Annotated in this window: 10 protein-coding genes and 1 tRNA gene; 3 read left to right on the forward strand and 8 right to left on the reverse strand. The window is 64.8% G+C overall.

Translation table 11 applies throughout. From position 1 onward, the window contains the following. The first annotated feature begins 150 nt into the window (after positions 1 to 150). Entirely contained in the window at positions 151 to 5,943 is a 5,793-nt protein-coding gene (locus FB598_RS16000) for an Ig-like domain-containing alpha-2-macroglobulin family protein (RefSeq protein ID WP_255464087.1), read from the forward strand. A gap of 28 nt (positions 5,944 to 5,971) precedes the next feature. After that, positions 5,972 to 8,206, forward strand: a complete 2,235-nt coding sequence (pbpC, locus tag FB598_RS16005; protein WP_255464068.1) for a penicillin-binding protein 1C — start codon at positions 5,972 to 5,974, stop codon at positions 8,204 to 8,206. Between the two features lie 55 nt (positions 8,207 to 8,261). Here pbpC and FB598_RS16010 read toward each other — a convergent pair. The 7 genes from FB598_RS16010 to argH all read right to left on the reverse strand — a co-directional run bounded on the left by FB598_RS16010 (position 8,262) and on the right by argH (position 15,093). Then, positions 8,262 to 8,346 (reverse strand) — tRNA-Leu (locus FB598_RS16010). A 378-nt stretch (positions 8,347 to 8,724) separates the two neighbouring features. Continuing rightward, entirely contained in the window at positions 8,725 to 9,465 is a 741-nt protein-coding gene (locus FB598_RS16015; protein WP_141916314.1) for an ABC transporter ATP-binding protein, read from the reverse strand. Then, on the reverse strand, positions 9,462 to 10,223 hold the full coding sequence (locus FB598_RS16020) for an ABC transporter ATP-binding protein (RefSeq protein ID WP_141916316.1): 762 nt from the start codon (positions 10,221 to 10,223) through the stop codon (positions 9,462 to 9,464). The genes FB598_RS16015 and FB598_RS16020 overlap by 4 nt, the downstream gene beginning before the upstream one ends. Then, positions 10,223 to 11,101, reverse strand: a complete 879-nt coding sequence (locus FB598_RS16025) for a branched-chain amino acid ABC transporter permease (RefSeq protein ID WP_141916318.1) — start codon at positions 11,099 to 11,101, stop codon at positions 10,223 to 10,225. Before FB598_RS16025 ends, FB598_RS16020 begins: the two co-directional genes overlap by 1 nt. Before the next feature lie 4 nt (positions 11,102 to 11,105). Further along, positions 11,106 to 11,987, reverse strand: a complete 882-nt coding sequence (locus FB598_RS16030; protein WP_141916320.1) for a branched-chain amino acid ABC transporter permease — start codon at positions 11,985 to 11,987, stop codon at positions 11,106 to 11,108. 258 nt (positions 11,988 to 12,245) lie between these two features. Continuing rightward, positions 12,246 to 13,403 carry an ABC transporter substrate-binding protein gene (locus FB598_RS16035; RefSeq protein ID WP_141916322.1) on the reverse strand — a complete coding sequence of 386 codons (1,158 nt, stop codon included), beginning with the start codon at positions 13,401 to 13,403 and terminating at the stop codon, positions 12,246 to 12,248. 292 nt (positions 13,404 to 13,695) lie between these two features. Beyond that, positions 13,696 to 15,093: an argininosuccinate lyase gene (gene argH, locus FB598_RS16040; RefSeq protein WP_141916324.1), complete on the reverse strand. Its 1,398-nt coding sequence runs from the start codon at positions 15,091 to 15,093 to the stop codon at positions 13,696 to 13,698. 405 nt (positions 15,094 to 15,498) lie between these two features. Here argH and FB598_RS16045 point away from each other — a divergent pair, with 405 nt between their 5' ends. Further along, positions 15,499 to 16,323, forward strand: coding sequence for an HDOD domain-containing protein (locus FB598_RS16045; RefSeq protein ID WP_141916326.1), 825 nt, complete (start codon positions 15,499 to 15,501; stop codon positions 16,321 to 16,323). Between the two features lie 122 nt (positions 16,324 to 16,445). On the opposite strand, the gene FB598_RS16050 is transcribed toward FB598_RS16045, so the two are convergent. Further along, positions 16,446 to 17,324 carry a dienelactone hydrolase family protein gene (locus FB598_RS16050; RefSeq protein ID WP_255515791.1) on the reverse strand — a complete coding sequence of 293 codons (879 nt, stop codon included), beginning with the start codon at positions 17,322 to 17,324 and terminating at the stop codon, positions 16,446 to 16,448. Positions 17,325 to 17,570 lie beyond the last annotated feature (246 nt).

A 17,570-nucleotide genomic window follows, 5' to 3' on the forward strand; every position in this document is an offset into this window, starting at 1 on the left:
AACAAGATGAAGCAAACGGAGGCCTGCATGGCCGCAGCATGGAACGCCAGGACAAAGCAGATGCTGCAGACGCGGGTTGTCATCCGCAAGATGCTCAATCGGTTCAGCGCATTCGGCGCGAGCTTGCTGGCCATCGGCGTCTTGGCCGGCATGGCCTTGTCGCCCTCCAGCGCGGCGGCGGCCGGCGCCAGTGTCACCAGCTTCTCGCCGCAGGGCGAAGTGTCGCGCATCCGCCAGGTACGGGCGCGTTTTTCCGAAGCCATGGTCAAGTTCGGCGATCCCAAGGCCGGCTCGCCCTTCGACGTCGATTGCCCGGTGGCCGGCACCTCGCGCTGGGCCGATGACAAGAACTGGATCTTCGACTTCGAACGCGACCTGCCGCCCGGCACCAGCTGCAGCTTCAACCTGCGCACGGGAACCAGGTCGGTGGCCGGCAATCCGCTCGGCGGCAAGGGGCGCTTCCAGTTCAGCACCAGCGGCCCGGCCGTGACGCGCGTGCAACCCTATGCCGGCGCGCGCATCGCCGAAGACCAGGCGTTCATCCTGTTCCAGAACGGCGCGGCGACGGCAGCTTCGGTGCGCGACCATCTGTACTGCGAAGCAGAAGGCGTCAATGAACGCATCCCCACCAAACCGTTGGCCGAAAGCGACCGCCAGGCGCTGCTCAAGGAATTCGCCAGGAATATCGATCCCGCCTCGGTCACCACGGTGCAATGCCAGCAGCGCCTGCCCAACGACGCCCATGTGCAACTGGTGTGGGACCGCGGCATCGCCGCCGCCAATGCGCCCGCCAATGCCCCCGCGATCGTGACCGCGCAGCCGCAGGTGTTCAAGTTCCAGGTGCGCAGCGAGTTCACCGCCAGTTTCAGTTGCCAGCGCGAGAATGCCAATGCCGCCTGTTCGCCCATCCTGCCGGTGACGCTGTCGTTCTCCTCGCCGGTGCCGCGCAAGCTGGCCGCGCAAATCGTGATGAACGCCACCACCGGCAAGATCAAGCCCGACCTGAATCCGAACGATCAGGGCGAGACCATCCATGATCTCAGCTTCAAACCACCATTCCCGGAAAAGTCCGAATTCACGATCACGCTGCCGGCCGGCTTCCAGGACGAGGATGGCCGCACGCTGGGCAATGCCGGGTCGTTTCCGCTGAAGTCGGCGCTGGCGGACTTTCCGCCATTGGCCAAATTCCCCGCGGCGCCGTTCGGCATCATCGAACTCAATGCCGACCCGGCCCTGCCGGTGACCTTGCGTCGTGTCGAAGCCGGTTTGCAGGTGCGCGGCGCGGACGGCAAAGCCATGCCCGGCAAGGTGGCCGACCTCAAGGTCGACGGCGACAAGGGCGTCATCGCCTGGCTCGCCCGCCTGAACAAGTACCACGAGAAATGGGGCGACCCGAAGAAGGTCGATTCGCGCAGCATCAGCCTGTTGCAGAAGGAGCCGGGCGTGAAGCTGCTCGACCTGCCGCCGCTGAAGGAAGCCAAGGATGGCGTGTGGCCCTTCGAGGTGGTGGGCATTCCGTTGAAGGGCCCGGGTTTCTATGTGGTCGAACTGGAGTCGCACAAGCTCGGCGCATCGCTGCTGGGCAAACCGCAGCCGATGTATGTGCGCACCAGCGCACTGGTGACCAACCTTGCCGTCCACGTCAAGCTGGGCCGCGCCAATGGCGCCGTGTGGGTGACCCGGCTGGATAACGCCAAGCCGGTTGCCGATGCCGATGTGCGCGTGTCTAATTGCGAAGGCACGCAGCTATGGCAAGGCCGGACCGACGCCAACGGCGTGGCCATCATGCCGGCGCTGGAAGACGCCTGCGCCAGCCGGCCCTACAGCGAAGCGAATGCGGGCAGCATCAACGGCTTGTTTGTCAGCGCCCGCAAGACCGATGAGAAAGGCCGCGCCGACATGGCGTTCGCGCTCAGTTCGTGGAACGACGGCATCGAGCCCTGGCGTTTCAACCTGCCGACCGAGACCGCAAAAGTCGCCACCACGCGCGCCACCACCATCTTCGACCGTACGCTGTTTCGTGCGGGCGAAACGGTATCGATGAAGCATGTGATCCGTAGCGAAACCATGCAAGGCTTCGCTACGTTGCGCAAGGAAGACCTGCCCACGCGCGCGCGCATCGTCCACCAGGGCAGCGGCCAGGAGTTCCAGTTCCCGCTGGCCTGGCGAGGGCAGAAGAGCGCCGAAACGGTCTTTGCCTTGCCCAGGCAGGCCAAGCTCGGCATCTATGAGGTGGTGCTGGACGACGGCAAGGTCAGCGCCAGTGCCAATGGCCAGGATACGAACGACAACCAGGCCGGTGGCGAACGCGGCTGGGATGGCGGGCGCCGCAGCTACTATACCGGCAGCTTCCGCGTCGAGGAGTTCCGCCTGCCGCTGATGCAGGGGCGCATCACGCCGCCCAAGGGCGCGCAGGTAGCGATCAAGGAATTGCCGCTCGACCTGCAATTGAACTACATCAACGGCGGCGGCGCCGCCGGCCAGAACGTGAGCGTGTCCAGCCTGGTGCGTTCGCGCAGCGTCAGCATCGGCGGCTACGACGGTTTCTCCTTTGAGCCGCCGCGCGCCGACGACAGCAGCAATGCCGACGACCAGAAGATCGTGGCCGACAAGCTGCCCGTCACGCTCGACAAGAACGGCGCCGGACGCGCCGTGATCGCCCGGTTGCCGGCCTCGCCACGGCCGCAGGAACTGGTCACCGAGATGACCTACAGCGACCCCAACGGCGAGGTGCAGACCATCTCCAACGTGACGCCGCTGTGGCCGTCCGCCGTGGTGGTCGGCCTGCGCGCCGGCAACTGGATTTCGGTCAAGAAGAAACTGACGCTGACGGCGGTGACGCTGGACACCGCCGGCCGGCCGCAGGCCGGTGTGCCGGTCGAGATCCGCGCCATCGCGCGCAAGACCAATTCGCACCGCAAGCGCATGGTCGGCGGTTTCTATGCCTACGAAAACGACCAGAGCACGCAAGACCTCGGCAAGCTGTGCTCGGGCAAGAGCGATGCGCACGGCATGTTCCTGTGCGATACCGAATTGTCGGAGCCGGGCAATGTGGATCTGATCGCCTTGGCCAAGGATGCGCGCGGCAATGCCGCCGCAGCGTATTCGTCGGTGTGGGTGACCGGCCGTGGCGAACTGTGGTTCGAGGGCGAGAACCAGGACCGCATCGACATCCTGCCGGAGAAGAAGAGCTACCAGCCGGGCGACACCGCCAGGTTCCAGGTGCGCATGCCGTTCCGCTACGCCACCGCGCTGGTGGCGGTGGAGCGCGAAGGCGTGATCGATACCCAGGTAGTGCAATTGTCGGGGCAGGACCCGAGCATCGCCGTGCCGGTCAAGGCCGGGTATGGGCCCAACGTTTATGTGTCGGTGCTGGCCGTGCGCGGGCGCATGCGCGAAGTGCCGTGGTATTCCTTCTTCCTGTGGGGCTGGAAGGAGCCGATCAACTGGTGGCATGAGTTCCGCGAATACCAGGCGCCGGGCCCCATCGTCGATCTCTCCAAGCCGGCCTGGAAGTTCGGCGTTGCCGAGATCAACGTCGGCGAGGCCGGGCACCAGCTGCAAGTGACGGTGAGCGCCGACAAGCCGGCCTATCCGATCCGGGCCACGGCCAAGGTCACGGTGCAGGTCAAACTGCCCGACGGCCAGCCGGCGGCCGGCGCCGAATTCGCGCTGGCGGCGGTGGACGAGGCTTTGCTCGAACTGCAGCCCAACACCAGTTGGGATGTGTTGCATGCGATGCTGCAGCGGCGCAGCTATGGGGTGGAAACCGCGACCGCGCAGATGCAGGTGGTCGGCAAGCGCCACTACGGCAAGAAGGCCACCCCGGCCGGTGGCGGCGGCGGCCGCGCGCTCACGCGCGAACTGTTCGACACGCTGCTGCTGTGGAAGCCCAATGTGACGCTGGACGCGCAAGGCCGCGCCCAGCTCGAGGTGCCGTTGAACGATGCGCTGACGTCGTTTCGCATCGTCGCCGTGGCCGAAAGCGGCGCCAACTACTTCGGCACCGGCAGTGTCAATATCCGCTCGACCCAGGATGTGCAGGTGATCTCGGGCTTGCCGCCGCTGGTGCGTGAAGGCGACAGCTTCAGCGGCATGGTCACGGTGCGCAACACCACCACGCATGACATGAAGATCAAGCTGACCGCGCGCGCCCAGGGCAACCTGCCGGCTGTCGCGCTGAGCCTGCCGGAGCGTGACGTGGCGGTGGCCGCCGGCCAGTCGGCCGAGGTGGCGTGGCCGGTGCAGGTGCCGGAAGGCATTGCGCAACTGTCCTGGGAAATCGGCGCGCAGGAACAGGGCGGGCAAGGGGCCCGGGACGCCATGAAGTTCAGCCAGCGCGTATTGCCGGCGGTGCCGGTCACGGTGCAGCAAGCCACGCTGTTCCAGCTCGACAAGAGCGCGACCATCAGCGTCGCCCAGCCTGCGGGCAGCCTGCCGGGGCGCGGCGGTTTGACGGCAACGCTCAGGCCCAGCCTGGCCGGCGGCGCCGAGGGATTGACGCGCTACTTCACCGACTATCCATTCTCTTGCCTGGAGCAGAAAACCTCCAAAGCCATCGGCCTGCGCGACGAGGCAGGTTGGCAGAAGATCGCCGCCGACCTGCCGACCTATCTCGATGGCGACGGTCTGGCGTATTACTTCCCGCCGTCCGACAGCGGCGCGCGGCGCGGCAGCGATACCCTGACCGCCTACCTGCTGGCAGCCACCAGCGAGGCCGGCTATGCGATCCCGCAGCAAAGTCGCGACAAGATGCTGGAGGGATTGGCCAACTTCGTCGAAGGGCGCGTCACACGCGATTTCTGGTCGCCGCAAAAAGACCTGGACGTGCGCAAGCTGGCCGCGCTGGAGGCGCTGTCGCGCTACAACCGCGTGCAGCCCGCCATGCTCGGCTCGCTGCAGATCAATCCCAACCAGTGGCCGACTTCCGGCCTGCTGGACTGGATCGCGCTGTTGCAGCGCGTGCCGGCCATCCCCGAGCGCCAGAAGAAGCTCGATGAGGCCGAGCAGATCCTGCGCGCGCGCCTGAACTTCCAGGGCACGCGCATGGGCTTCTCCAACGAGGAGGGCGATTACTGGTGGTGGCTGATGAGCGGCGGCGATGCCAACGCCAACCGTCTGATCCTGCTGACGCTGAACAATCCGGCCTGGCGCGACGACATGCCGCGCCTGGTGGCCGGTGCGATCGGACGCCAGCAGCGCGGCCATTGGAATACCACCACCGCCAACGTCTGGGGCAGCCTGGCGCTGGAGAAATTCGCGCGTAAGTTCGAGGGCGAGCCGGTCAGCGGCAGCACGCGTGCCACGCTGGAGCAGGGCGGTGCCACGGTCGCTGCCCAGGTCCTGGCATGGGGCGGAGCCGCTGCCGGCGGCAAGCTGCAATTGCCCTGGCCCAAGGCCGATGCCGCGGGCGGCACGGTACGCTTCACGCAGGAAGGCAGCGGCAAGCCATGGGTGACGCTGCAAAGCCTGGCCGCGGCGCCGCTGGCGCAGCCGTTCTCCAGCGGCTACCGGATCACGCGCAAGGTGGAAGCGGTGGAGCAGAAGCAGGCCGGCAGCTATACCCGCGGCGACGTGCTGCGCGTGACGCTGGAGATCGATGCCCAGGCCGACATGACCTGGGTCGTGGTCACCGACCCGGTGCCGGGCGGCGCGACCTTGCTGGGTTCCGGCCTGGGCCGCGATTCGGCCATCGCCCAGGGCGAGCAGAACCAGCCGAAGGAGCGCGGCCTGGGTTGGCTGGCGTATGAGGAGCGCAGCTTCGAAGGCTATCGCGCCTACTACGAATCGATGCCCAAGGGGCGTACCAGTATCAGCTACACGGTGCGCCTGAACAACGCTGGGGAGTTCAATTTGCCGCCAACGCGGGTCGAGGCGATGTATGCGCCGGAAATGTTCGGCGAAATCCCGAACCGCAAGGTCGTGGTCAAGGCCGCGCAATAAGGGAGCAGGCATGTCGATCCGATGCGCAATGGGACGCAAGCTTGCAAGATTGCTGCTGCTGGCAGCCTTGCTGGCGCCCGCGGCCGCGCATGCCGTGCCCGGCTTTGCCGACGTCAAACGGGATTTCATGCCGTCCGAAGCCAGCCTCTACGACCGCCACGGCGAGCTGTTGCAGCAGCAGCGCGTCAACATGGACGAGCGCAAGCTGGCCTGGGTCGGGCTGGAAGACGTATCGCCGGCGCTGCGCAATGCGCTGATCGCCTCGGAAGACCGGCGCTTCTACCAGCACAGCGGCATCGACTGGAACGCGGTGGCCGCATCCGCCTGGGGCAACCTGTGGCACACGCGCACGCGCGGCGCGTCCACCATCACCATGCAGCTGGCCGGATTGATCGATGCCGACCTGCGCCGCAAATCTTCCCCGCGTTCGGTCACGCAAAAGATCTCGCAAGCGTTTGTGGCGCAGGCGCTGGAACGCTCATGGCGCAAGGACCAGATCCTGGAGGCCTACCTCAACATGGTGGCGTTCCGCGGCGAATTGGTCGGCGTGCATGCGCTGTCGCGCGTGATGTTCGGCAAGCATCCGAGCGGCCTCAATCAGAGCGAGGCGGCCATTGCGGTGGCGCTGATCCGCGCGCCCAACGCGACGCCGCGGCGCGTATTCGAACGCGCCTGCGCGATCCTGAAGGAAGAGCGCGCGTCGGAGCAATGCAACGGGCTGGACGGCGCCACCGAACTGGCGCTGGCGCGCGCCCATGCCCGCCGCGATTTGCCGGGCGCCAGCGATGCGCCGCAACTGGCGCCCCATCTGGCGCGCAAGCTGCTCACGCAACCTGGCCAGCGCCTGCGCTCGACGCTGGACGCCGACTTGCAGCGCTTCGCCTCGCAAGCCTTGCGCCGGCAATTGGCCGGCCTGGTCGAGCGCAACATCGAAGACGGCGCGGTGATCGTCATCGACAACGCCAGCGGCGAGGTGCTGGCCTGGGTCGGCTCCAGCGGCAGCGCGCTGTCGGCGGCGGCCAATGTCGACGGCGTGGTGTCGCAGCGCCAGGCCGGCTCGACGCTCAAGCCGTTCCTGTATGAACTGGCGATCGAAAAGAAATGGATGACCGTCGCCTCGTTGCTGGACGACTCGCCGGTCAACCTCGCCACCTCGGCCGGGCTCTACATTCCGCAGAACTACGACAAGCAATTCAAGGGACTGGTCAGCCTGCGCACCGCGCTGGGATCGTCGCTCAACATCCCGGCCGTGCGCACGCTGGTGACGGTGACGCCGGAACGTTTCTTCCAGCGGTTGCAGGCGCTGGGTTTCAACCTGCGCGAAAGCGGGGACTATTACGGTTACAGCCTGGCGCTGGGCAGCGCCGACGTGACGCTGGCCAACCTCGCCAATGCCTATCGGGCGCTGGCCAACCAGGGGCGGTATTCGCCATTGCGTACCCGCCTTGATGAAGGCCGCGCGCCAGCCCGCTTTACCCGGGTCATGGATGCCGATGCCTCGTTCATCATTGGCGACATCCTGGCCGACCGCAGCGCCCGCGCGCGCACCTTCGGATTGGAGAATGCGCTGTCCACGCGCATCTGGAGCGCGGTCAAGACCGGGACCTCGAAGGACATGCGCGACAACTGGTGCGTCGGTTACTCGGCGCGCTATACGGTCGGGGTGTGGGTCGGCAACGCCTCGGGCGCGCCGATGTGGGACGTGTCCGGCGTGACCGGCGCCGCGCCAGTGTGGCAGGAGGTGATGCAATACCTGCACACGCGCCGGCCGGAGGCGGCGCCGGCCAAGCCCGCCAACGTGGTGGCGCGCACCATTCGCTACGAGGACGACATCGAGGCGGCGCGCACCGAATACTTCTTGCCGGGCACCGCGCAATCCGACATTCGCATCGCCCGCGCGCGCGAGATCCGTCCCGCCATCACTTACCCCACCAGCGGCATGCTGGCGGCGCTCGATCCCGACATCCCGCCGGCACGCCAGCGCATCCGCTTCCGCGCGCAAGGCGCGCCGCTTGGCAGCCGTTGGGTGCTGGATGGCAAAGTGATTCCCGAAGCCATCCTGCGTTCCGGTCGCGTGCATGTGCGGCAGATTGCTGCCAATGCTTCTGCGGACACGGATCAGGAACTGGCGTATGACTGGATGCCATGGCCCGGCAAGCATGTGCTCGTGCTGCAGGACAAGTCGGGGACGGAGCTGGATAGCATCCGCTTTGAAGTGCGCGGCGCGGTGGAGCGGCCGCAGGAAAAAACGAAGAAGAAATAACGCACCCCAAAACGCAAAAGGCCGATTGATTTTCATCAATCGACCTTTTATGTTTTGGTGCCCACGGAGGGACTCGAACCCCCACACCTCGCGGCACATGGACCTGAACCATGCGCGTCTACCAATTCCGCCACGTGGGCTTATCAGACACGGCGATAAAGCTGCTGTGCTTGAAAGAGGCTGCATATTAAGGGTAATTGGGCGAGGGGTCAACAGGGGAATTGAATTTTTTACGGATTTTTTGGAGCCGCCCCAAACGGCATGCGTATCCGGCCTTTTCAATCGCGCCGGCGGCAAAAAGAAACGGCGGCATAAGGGCCTAATGCCGTTCAGTTAAGCCGAAATTTCTCCGTCGCCCTGACGAAGGTCAGGGTCCAGCGTCGTTCAACGGCCATTGAGGCACAACGAAAGACACTGGATCCCGGCCTTCGCCGGGATGACGATTTGCAGATGGAAGGCTTAACTGAACGGCATTAGGCACAAGGGCCGCCGTTTGCGCCGGAAGGCGGGCGGGGCGCTCAGCCGCCCAGATACGCTTCCACCACCTTCGGGTTGCCCAGCAGGTTGGCGCCGGTGTCTTCCAGCACGATCTTGCCGGTCTCCAGCACGTAGCCGCGTTGCGCGATGCGCAGCGCCTGGCGCACGTTCTGTTCCACCAGCAGCACCGTCATGCCGGTCTTGTTGATCTCCTGCACGATGCGGAAGATTTCCTGGATGATCAGTGGCGCCAGGCCCATCGACGGTTCGTCCAGCAGCAGCACCTTGGGCCTGGCCATCAGCGCGCGGCCGATCGCCAGCATCTGCTGCTCGCCGCCGGAGAGGTTGCCGGCCAGGCCGGCGGCGCGGTTCTTCAGCACCGGGAACAGGGAATACACCCAGTCCAGGTCGCGCGCCACGCCGTCCTTATCCTTGCGGGTATAGGCGCCCAGCGCGAGGTTTTCCTCGACCGTCAGCGTGGTCAGCGTGGCGCGGCCTTCGGCCACCTGCACCACGCCGGCTTCGACGATCCGGTGCGGCGACATCTGCACCAGATCGTCGCCCTCGTTTTTTTCCCCTCTGTACAGCACACGGCCGCGCTGCGCCTTCACCAGGCCCGAGATGGCCAGCAGCGAGGTGCTCTTGCCGGCGCCGTTGGCGCCGACCAGCGCGGTGATCTCGCCCTCGTTCAAGGTCAGGCTGATGCCCTTGACCGCCTCGATGTGGCCGTAGGCGACGGCCAGGTCCTCGATCTGCAGGATGGGTTTGCTGTTGCCTGTCATGCTTCTTCCTTGCCGAGGTAGGCCTCGATCACTTCCTGGTTGTTCTTGATCTGGTCCGGCGTGCCTTCGGCGATGATCTTGCCGAAGTTGAGCACCGCGATGCGTTCGCACAGGCCCATCACGAAGCGCATGTCGTGCTCGATCATGAAGATCGTGAAGCCGCGCTCTTTGATGTTGACGATCTCGGCCATCAGTTCGGTCTTTTCCGCCGGGTTCATGCCGGCCACCGGCTCGTCCAGCAGCAAGAGCCTGGGCCTGGTCGCCAGCGCCCGGGCGAACTCCAGCTTGCGCTGCTCGCCGTAGGAGAGGCTGTCGGCCAGCATGTGCGCCTTGTGCTCCAGGCGCACCCAGGACAGCAGTTCCAGCGCGCGCTCGCGCGCTTCCTGTTCGGCCTTGCGAAAGCCTCCCAGGTTGAACAGCATGCCGGCCACGCCGTAGTTGAGGTGGTCGTGCATGCCGACCACCACGTTTTCCAGCAGCGTCATTTCCTTGAACACGCGGATGTTCTGGAAGGTGCGCGCGATGCCGCGTTCGGTGATCTTGTGCGGGGCGACCTCGCCGATGTCTTCGCCGTTGAAGGCGATGCTGCCGGAAGAGGCGCGCAGCAGGCCGGTGATGAGGTTGAAGACGGTGGTCTTGCCGGCGCCGTTGGGGCCGATCAGGCCGAAGATCTCGCCTTCGCGGACGTTGAAATCGACGCCTTGCAGCACCTGCAGGCCGCCGAAGTTCTTGCTGATCTGCTTGAGTTCTAAGAGCATCACTTCACCTTCTTGTCAGCAGCGTTGCGGCCCAGGATCGCGCGAATGCGGCGCGGGTCCCAGATGCCCTTGGGCAGGTACAGCACCACCAGGATCAGGATCAGGCCGTTGATAGCCAGCCGGAAGTCCTTGAAGTGGCGCAGCACTTCGGGCAGCAGCGAGAGGATGGTCGAACCGATCATCGGGCCGATCAGGTTGCTGGTGCCGCCGAACACTGCCATGGTCAGGATGTCGACCGCGTTTTCGAAGCCGTAGTTGTTGGGGCCGATGGTGAAGGTGAAGTGGGCGTTCAGGCCGCCGGCCACGCCGGCGATGGCCGCGCCGATGACAAAGGCCAGCAGCTTGTAGCCGGCCACGTTCACGCCCATCAGGCGCGCCGCCACCTCGTCTTCCTTGATCGCCTCGAAGGCGCGGCCGGTCTTGGAGCGACGCAGGCGCGCCAGGCAATAGATGGTCACGCCCAGCAGCAGCACGATGTGCCACCATTCGGTCAGCGGCGGCACGCCGTTCAGCCCCATCGGGCCGCCGGTAATCTCCAGGTTCAGCACGATCACGCGCACCACTTCGCCGAAGCCCAGCGTGGCCATCGCGAGGTAGACGCCCGACAGGCGCAGGGTCGGGATGCCGATCGCCAATGCCACCAGCGAAGGCAGCACGCCGCCGGCGGCCAGCGCGACCGGGAAGGGCATCTCGAACTGCATCGTCAGCAGCGACGCGGTGTAGGCGCCGATGCCCATGAACGCCGCGTTGGCCAGCGACAGCAGGCCGCACGACAGCGTCACATAGATCGACAGGGCCAGCATGGCGTTGACGCCGATGCTGAAAATGACTGTGTTGTAGGTGGCCCAGAAGCCATCCCACCATTCCATAAAGCTCATGGTCTTATGCCTTTCTTTCCAGCACTTTGCCAAACATGCCGGACGGCTTGACCAGCAGGATCAGGAACAGGAGGCCGAAGGCCACCGCGTCGCGGAAGTCGCTCGAGATATAGGCCACCGTCAGCACCTCGGCGAAACCGAGGAACAGGCCGCCGATCATCGCGCCGCGGATGTCGCCCATGCCGCCCAGGATGATCACGGCGATGCCCTTGTGCAGCATTGGCTGGCCCATGAAGGGTGAGATCGCGTTGAACGACACGCCCACCAGCACGCCGGCGGCGCCGCCCAGCGCGGCGGCGGCGAACGAGGTCAGCAGGAACAGGCCCTCGACGTTGATGCCCAGCAGGTAAGCCGCCTTGGGCGACTCGGCGATGGCGCGCAGCGCGCGGCCGAGCTGGGTCTTGCGCATCACGCCCAGCAGCACCACCATCAGCACGAAGGCGATCACCACGATAGCCACTTGCACCGCAGTGATGTGCAGGTTGCCCAGGCTGACGCTTTCCTCGGGGATGGTGCCGACCGGGAAGCGCTTGTTCTCGGCGCCGAACAGGCCCTGCGCGATGTTGGTGATCATGATGGCCACGCCGATGGTGGCGATCATCGGGATCAGGTGCGGCGCGTTGCGGCGGCGCAAGGGCTTGAGGACCAGCACGTCGATGATGAGGCCGAGCAGGCCGGTGGCGACCATGGCCAGGACCAGCGCCAGCCACAGCGGCAGCGCCATCTGCTCGACCAGCAGCAGGGCGGCGTAGCTGCCCAGCATGAAGATCGCGCCGTGCGAAAGGTTGATCACGCCCAGCACGCCGAAGACCAGCGTGAAACCGAGCGCGAAGAGCGCATACACGCTGCCCAGCGAGAGGGCATTGATGAGCTGTTGTTCTAACATAGAGCCTGCGATAGGTAATGGGAATCGCTCTCGCGCCTGGCTTGTCCCGGTCAGGCGGGCGATGTATCCCTCGTTACATCGGAAGTGCGGCCCTTTCTCGTTACAGGCCTGTTCTGGTTTCCGTTCTGTTCAAACCGGATGGCAGCCGGCGATCCTTGGTGCGTCTGCGGGGATGCGCATGACCGGCCAAGAGGCCGGCCATGCGGTACCGCAACTCAGGAGAGTTTCGCTGCGTGCTTGCGTATTGCCGATGCCGAATTACTTCAGCAGGACGAACTTGCCGCCCTTGGCGATGTTGACGATCGCTTCCTGGTCGGCGTCGAAGCCCACCTGCTTGCCGGCGACGGCCGGAGCTGGACGGAACGCGAACTTGCCGGTCGCGCCTTCGATCTTCACCGTGGGCAGCGCCTTGCGCACGGCGTCGCGGTCGTTGGCCAGGTTGCCCGACAGCTTCACGTTCTTCAGCGCTTCAGCCATGATGTACAGGGCATCGTAGGCCTGTGCCGCGAACTGGTCGGGATCGGAACCGAACTTGGCCTTGTAGGCCGCGATGAAGGCCTTGTTGACCGGGGTCAGGTTTTCCGACGACCAGGGGCTGCCCATCAGGGTATTGTCGCCGGCGTCCTTGGCGATCTCGAACAGCTTCGGCGAGTTCAGGCCGTTGCCGCCGATGAAGGGCTGCTTCATGCCCAGCGCGCGGGTCTGCAGGATGATGTTGGCGGCTTCCTCGGCCAGGCAGGAGCAGACGATGGCGTCCGGATTGCCGGCCTTGATCTTGGTCAGCTGGGCCTTGAAGTCGACGTCGCCCTTGGCATAGGCCTCGGTGGTGGTGGTCGGGATCTTCTGCTGTTCCAGCGTGGCCTTGAAGACGTCGTAGCCGGACTTGGTGAAGGCGTCGTCGTTACCGTAGATCACGGCGACCTTCTTGATGCCGAAGTGCTTCACGGCAGCCTTCACGGTGACCGGCAGCACGTCGGCTTCCATCACGGAGTTGCGGAAGGTGAACGGGCCCATCGCGGTGATGCCGTCAGCCGTGTTGCTGGTGCCGAAAGCCACGACCTTGGCGGCGTTGGCGATCGGGTCGGCGGCGAAGGCCGAGTTCGACAGGGTGGGGCCGAATACCGCCAGCACCTTGTCCTGGAAAATCAGTTTCTTGAAGACGTTGATGGCTTCTTCCTTCTTGCCTTGTTCGTCTTCGATCACCAGGGCCAGCTTGTTGCCGTTGATGCCGCCCTTGGCGTTGACTTCCTCGGCGGCCAGGGTGAAGCCGTTCTTGATGGCCACGCCGTACTTGGCGGCCGGACCGGTCAGCGCTTCGGCGACGCCCAGCTTGATGTCGGCGGCCAGTGCGCCGGTCGACAGGGTCGCGCCCAGCAGCAGCGCGGGAATGGTCTTGAGCATGGTATTGAATTGCATCGAGTTCTCTCCTCAGTTAGATATTGTAGAAATCGGCTGTCGCCTCCCGTGCAGACCGGCGCGGGTTCTTACAGTGATTCCTTCATCGAGGATGATGCAAAAGGCGCCCGGGATAACGGGACTTGTGCTCCATCCTCTGAAGACCGTTTTGCGGCCTCTTTCGATACAGCCGGCACAGCATATCCCAAAAATACGCGCGCCGGCTTTTACAACCCGCTTCAATGCGTCCGGATAGGGCGCATCGCAGCGGCATGCGAATCCAGTCCCGAAGGGCTGGCGGGTGGTGCTTGCTTCAGTTCTTCAATTCGTTGCGGATATGCGCAATGGCCGCACGCACCTGGTTGGGCGCGGTGCCGCCGATGTGGTCGCGCGCGGCGACCGAGCCTTCCAGCGTCAGTACCTCGAACACATCCTCGCCGACCAGCGACGAGAATGCGCGCAGCTCGTCCAGCGACAGGTCGGCCAGGTCGCAGCCCTTGTCCACGCAGGTGCGCACCGCGTGCGCGACGGCTTCGTGGGCGTCGCGGAAGGGCAGGCCCTTCTTGACCAGGTAGTCGGCCAGGTCGGTGGCGGTGGCGTAGCCCTGCAGCGCGGCCGCGCGCATGGCGTCCGGCTTGACGCTGATGCCGCGCGCCATGTCGGCGAAGATGCGCAGCGTGTCGGTCAGGGTGTCGACGGTGTCGAACAGCGGTTCCTTGTCTTCCTGGTTGTCCTTGTTGTAGGCCAGCGGCTGGCCCTTCATCAGGGTCAGCAGCGACACCAGGTGGCCGTTGACGCGGCCGGTCTTGCCGCGCGCCAGTTCGGGCACGTCCGGATTCTTCTTCTGCGGCATGATCGAGGAGCCGGTGCAGAAGCGGTCGGCGATGTCGATGAAGCCCACGCGCGGGCTCATCCAGATCACCAGCTCTTCGGACATGCGCGAGATGTGGGTCATCACCAGCGCGGCGGCGGCGCAGAATTCGATGGCGAAATCGCGGTCGGAGACGGCGTCCAGCGAGTTGCGGCAGACGTCGTCGAAGCCCAGCGTCCTGGCCACGCGCAGGCGATCGATCGGGAAGGTGGTGCCGGCCAGCGCCGCGGCGCCCAGCGGCAGGCGGTTGATGCGCTTCCTGGCGTCGGCCATGCGTTCGGCGTCGCGGCCGAACATCTCGACATAGGCCAGCACGTGGTGGCCGAAGGTGATCGGCTGCGCCACCTGCATGTGGGTAAAGCCCGGCAGGATGGTGTCGGCGTGCTGTTCGGCCAGGTCCAGCAGGGCGCCGCGCAACTCGCGCAGCAGGCCGATGATGTCGTCCACGGCGCCGCGCATGTAGAGGCGGATGTCTGTGGCGACCTGGTCGTTGCGCGAACGGCCGGTGTGCAGGCGTTTGCCGGCGTCGCCGACCAGTTCGGTCAGGCGCTTTTCGATGTTGAGGTGGACGTCTTCCAGATCCAGCAGCCATTCGAACTTGCCGGCGTCGATCTCGCCCTTGATCTGCGCCATGCCGCGCTGGATGTCAGCGTAGTCGGCGGCGCTGATGATGCCCTGGTGGGCCAGCATCTCGGCATGGGCCAGCGAGCCCTGGATATCGACCTGGGCCAGGCGGTTGTCGAAGAAGACCGATGCGGTATAGCGCTTGACGAGGTCGGAGACGGGTTCAGAAAAGCGAGCCGACCAGGCTTCGCCTTTTTTCGAAAATTGGTCTGTCATATTGGGAATTCCGGAGAATGGGCGATTATAGCAAGCGCGGCAGCGTCAAGCCATGTCGCGGCAGCCGGAAATGCTGCGTGCCGCGGCTTTTTCGCATCTGCCGCACTGCGGCATGCATGTTTTTCCCTCTTCCCGTTTTCGGATTCCCATCACCTGATGCGACGCACACGATATTTCCGTGCGGCATCGCTGGCGCATGCCGCTCCTGAGCAGCCTGTCGGCAGCCCAGAATGCAACCCGTAATGCAACCCGTAAAAAGCTTGCATGATTGGCAAATCAAGTCGCTATACTTGAGCCGCGATGACTGGCCGGCTCAACTGGAAAGCAAGGGGAAAGTTAAGCGGCACTCGCTGAGAGATTGGAAAGATGTTCGGGGGTCGTCTTACTGATACAGGAGAAATGGTCATGAATCTGGAGGCACTGTTCCAGCAGCAAACCGCATTGCCCAGCATTCCCAGGGTGGTGCAGGAAGTCATCGAAAGCTTCAACAACGAATCCGTCTCCATCGAAGAGATCGGCAAGAAACTGACGGCAGACCAGGTGCTCAGCGCCAAGATCCTGCGCCTGGCCAACTCATCCTACTACCATGTCTCGCGCACCATCGGCACCGTCGAGGACGCGGTGCTGATGCTGGGTTTCATGACCGTGCGCACGCTGGTGGTGTCCACCGGCATGGCGGGCAGCTTCAAGAAGCTGCCGGGGGTGGACCTCAAGCTGTTCTGGCGCTATAGCCTGGACACCGCCATCATTTCCAGGTGGCTGGCCAAGCGGGTCAGGGCCAATTCCGATTTCGCCTTCATTGTCGGCCTGATGCACGCCATCGGCCAGTTGGTGATGCATGCCGGCATGCCGGAGCAGGCATTGCAGGTAGACAAGATCGCGGGGCCGCTGGATGCGCGCCGCCTGGAGGTGGAGCGCAAATCCTTCGGCTACGATTTTTCCGACGTCGGCGCCGAGCTGGCCAAGCGCTGGCGCTTCCCGGACGAGTTCTCGCAAGTGATCAAGGCCTTCCCGCAGCCGCTGGAAGGCAAGTTCGACCAGTTCGCCGCCATCGTGCACCTGGCCGCCTGGCGCGCCCGCGCCGAAGAGAACCGGTATTCGGCCGATGAACTGGAGTCGACCTTCCCGGCCGAGGTGGCCGGAAAGCTGGGCCTGACGCTGGAAACCTTCACCGAGGAAATGCCGCCGCTGGCCGAGCTGGGCGAGGGCATGCGGGACATGATCGACTGACGCGCCAATCGTCGCTCAACAAAAATGCCGGCACACAAAATGTGCCGGCATTTTTTTGGGGCGGGCGTCGCGTGGCGGTGCGACGGCGACCCGACAACCTCGGAGGTATCGTCAACAGGTTCTTAGTTGAGCTTGGCTTCGAGGAAGTTCAGCATCGACCGGTAGGCCATCGCGCGCGCGTCCGGATTGCTGCCGCTGGTCACGCCCGAGCCGGGCTTGCCGATGCCGTTGATGTCCATGCGCACATGGACCGGCAGTCCCGGGGCATCGAAGTCATGGTAGGTGTCCGGATACAGGCGCAAGGCGATTTCGGTATCGCTGCCTTCCATCTTCTTTTCCATCGCTTCGCAAGCCTGGGGTGGCGTCCAGTCGTCGTTCTCGCCCATCAGGACCAGCAGCGGCGCGGCCGGCTTGAACGGCGTGCCGGGCTTGGCGTAGGGTTGGCAGTTCGGATAGAAAGCCACGGCGGCGCGCGGCTGCACCTTGCGCACGGCCACATCGGTGTCGGCCAGGTTCATCGCGGCCAGCACGGTGCTGGCGCCATGCGACCAGCCCAGCAGCGCCACGCGCGACATGTCGACATCGGGTTGGGAAGTGACCCAGTGCAGCGCCGCCTGCACATCGTAACGCCGGTTCATGACGCTGGCTTCGCGCTGGGTGGCATTGTCCTGGCAGATCGAGCGCCGGCCGCGCGGCGTGAAGCTGTCCGGGAACAGCACGTTGTAGCCGGCATCGGTGAGCACGCGCGCCATGGCCAGGTGGCGCGGCGTGAATTCGCCCTTGCCTTCGCGGATCATGCTGTACAGGCCGCCGCAACCATGCAGGGCGATGACGGTCGGGCGCTTGCCATTCTTGTCAGTGGATGCCGTTTTGCGCGCCTTGATCCACACGCCATACAGCGCGGTGGCTTTGCCGCCTTTGCCGTCGACGCTGGTCAGCGAGACGCGTTCGGCAACCAGCTGCGCCGACGGCGCGGCATTGGGCGCGGTCTGGGCGAACACGGGCGCGGCTGCGAAAAAGAGAGCGCCGACGCAAAACGAGACGAGAGATTTTCCCCGGATACGCATGTTGTGTGATTCCTCGTGTCGATGCCCGCGCCGCCGTTCTCGGCTTGTCTCCACGCGCCGTACATGTTGGTCTTTCGATAAAGCCAACACCCCGGCTGCGACAGCTGCGGTTGAAATCCTGATGAGATTCCATTTTACAAAATTGGAGGGCGGCGCTGAGGTTACGGCAGATCCTTTTGG

The organism is Herbaspirillum sp. SJZ106, from assembly GCF_006715495.1.
Lineage (GTDB): Bacteria > Pseudomonadota > Gammaproteobacteria > Burkholderiales > Burkholderiaceae_D > Herbaspirillum.

Excerpts from the sequence above, each read along its gene's own strand:
- FB598_RS16000 (WP_255464087.1), top strand. The coding sequence starts at position 151 with ATGGCCTTGTCGCCCTCCAGCGCGGCGGCGGCCGGCGCCAGTGTCACC.
- pbpC (WP_255464068.1), top strand. The coding sequence starts at position 5,972 with ATGGGACGCAAGCTTGCAAGATTGCTGCTGCTGGCAGCCTTGCTGGCG.
- FB598_RS16015 (WP_141916314.1), bottom strand. The coding sequence starts at position 9,465 with ATGACAGGCAACAGCAAACCCATCCTGCAGATCGAGGACCTGGCCGTC.
- FB598_RS16020 (WP_141916316.1), bottom strand. The coding sequence starts at position 10,223 with ATGCTCTTAGAACTCAAGCAGATCAGCAAGAACTTCGGCGGCCTGCAG.
- FB598_RS16025 (WP_141916318.1), bottom strand. The coding sequence starts at position 11,101 with ATGAGCTTTATGGAATGGTGGGATGGCTTCTGGGCCACCTACAACACA.
- FB598_RS16030 (WP_141916320.1), bottom strand. The coding sequence starts at position 11,987 with ATGTTAGAACAACAGCTCATCAATGCCCTCTCGCTGGGCAGCGTGTAT.
- FB598_RS16035 (WP_141916322.1), bottom strand. The coding sequence starts at position 13,403 with ATGCAATTCAATACCATGCTCAAGACCATTCCCGCGCTGCTGCTGGGC.
- argH (WP_141916324.1), bottom strand. The coding sequence starts at position 15,093 with ATGACAGACCAATTTTCGAAAAAAGGCGAAGCCTGGTCGGCTCGCTTT.
- FB598_RS16045 (WP_141916326.1), top strand. The coding sequence starts at position 15,499 with ATGAATCTGGAGGCACTGTTCCAGCAGCAAACCGCATTGCCCAGCATT.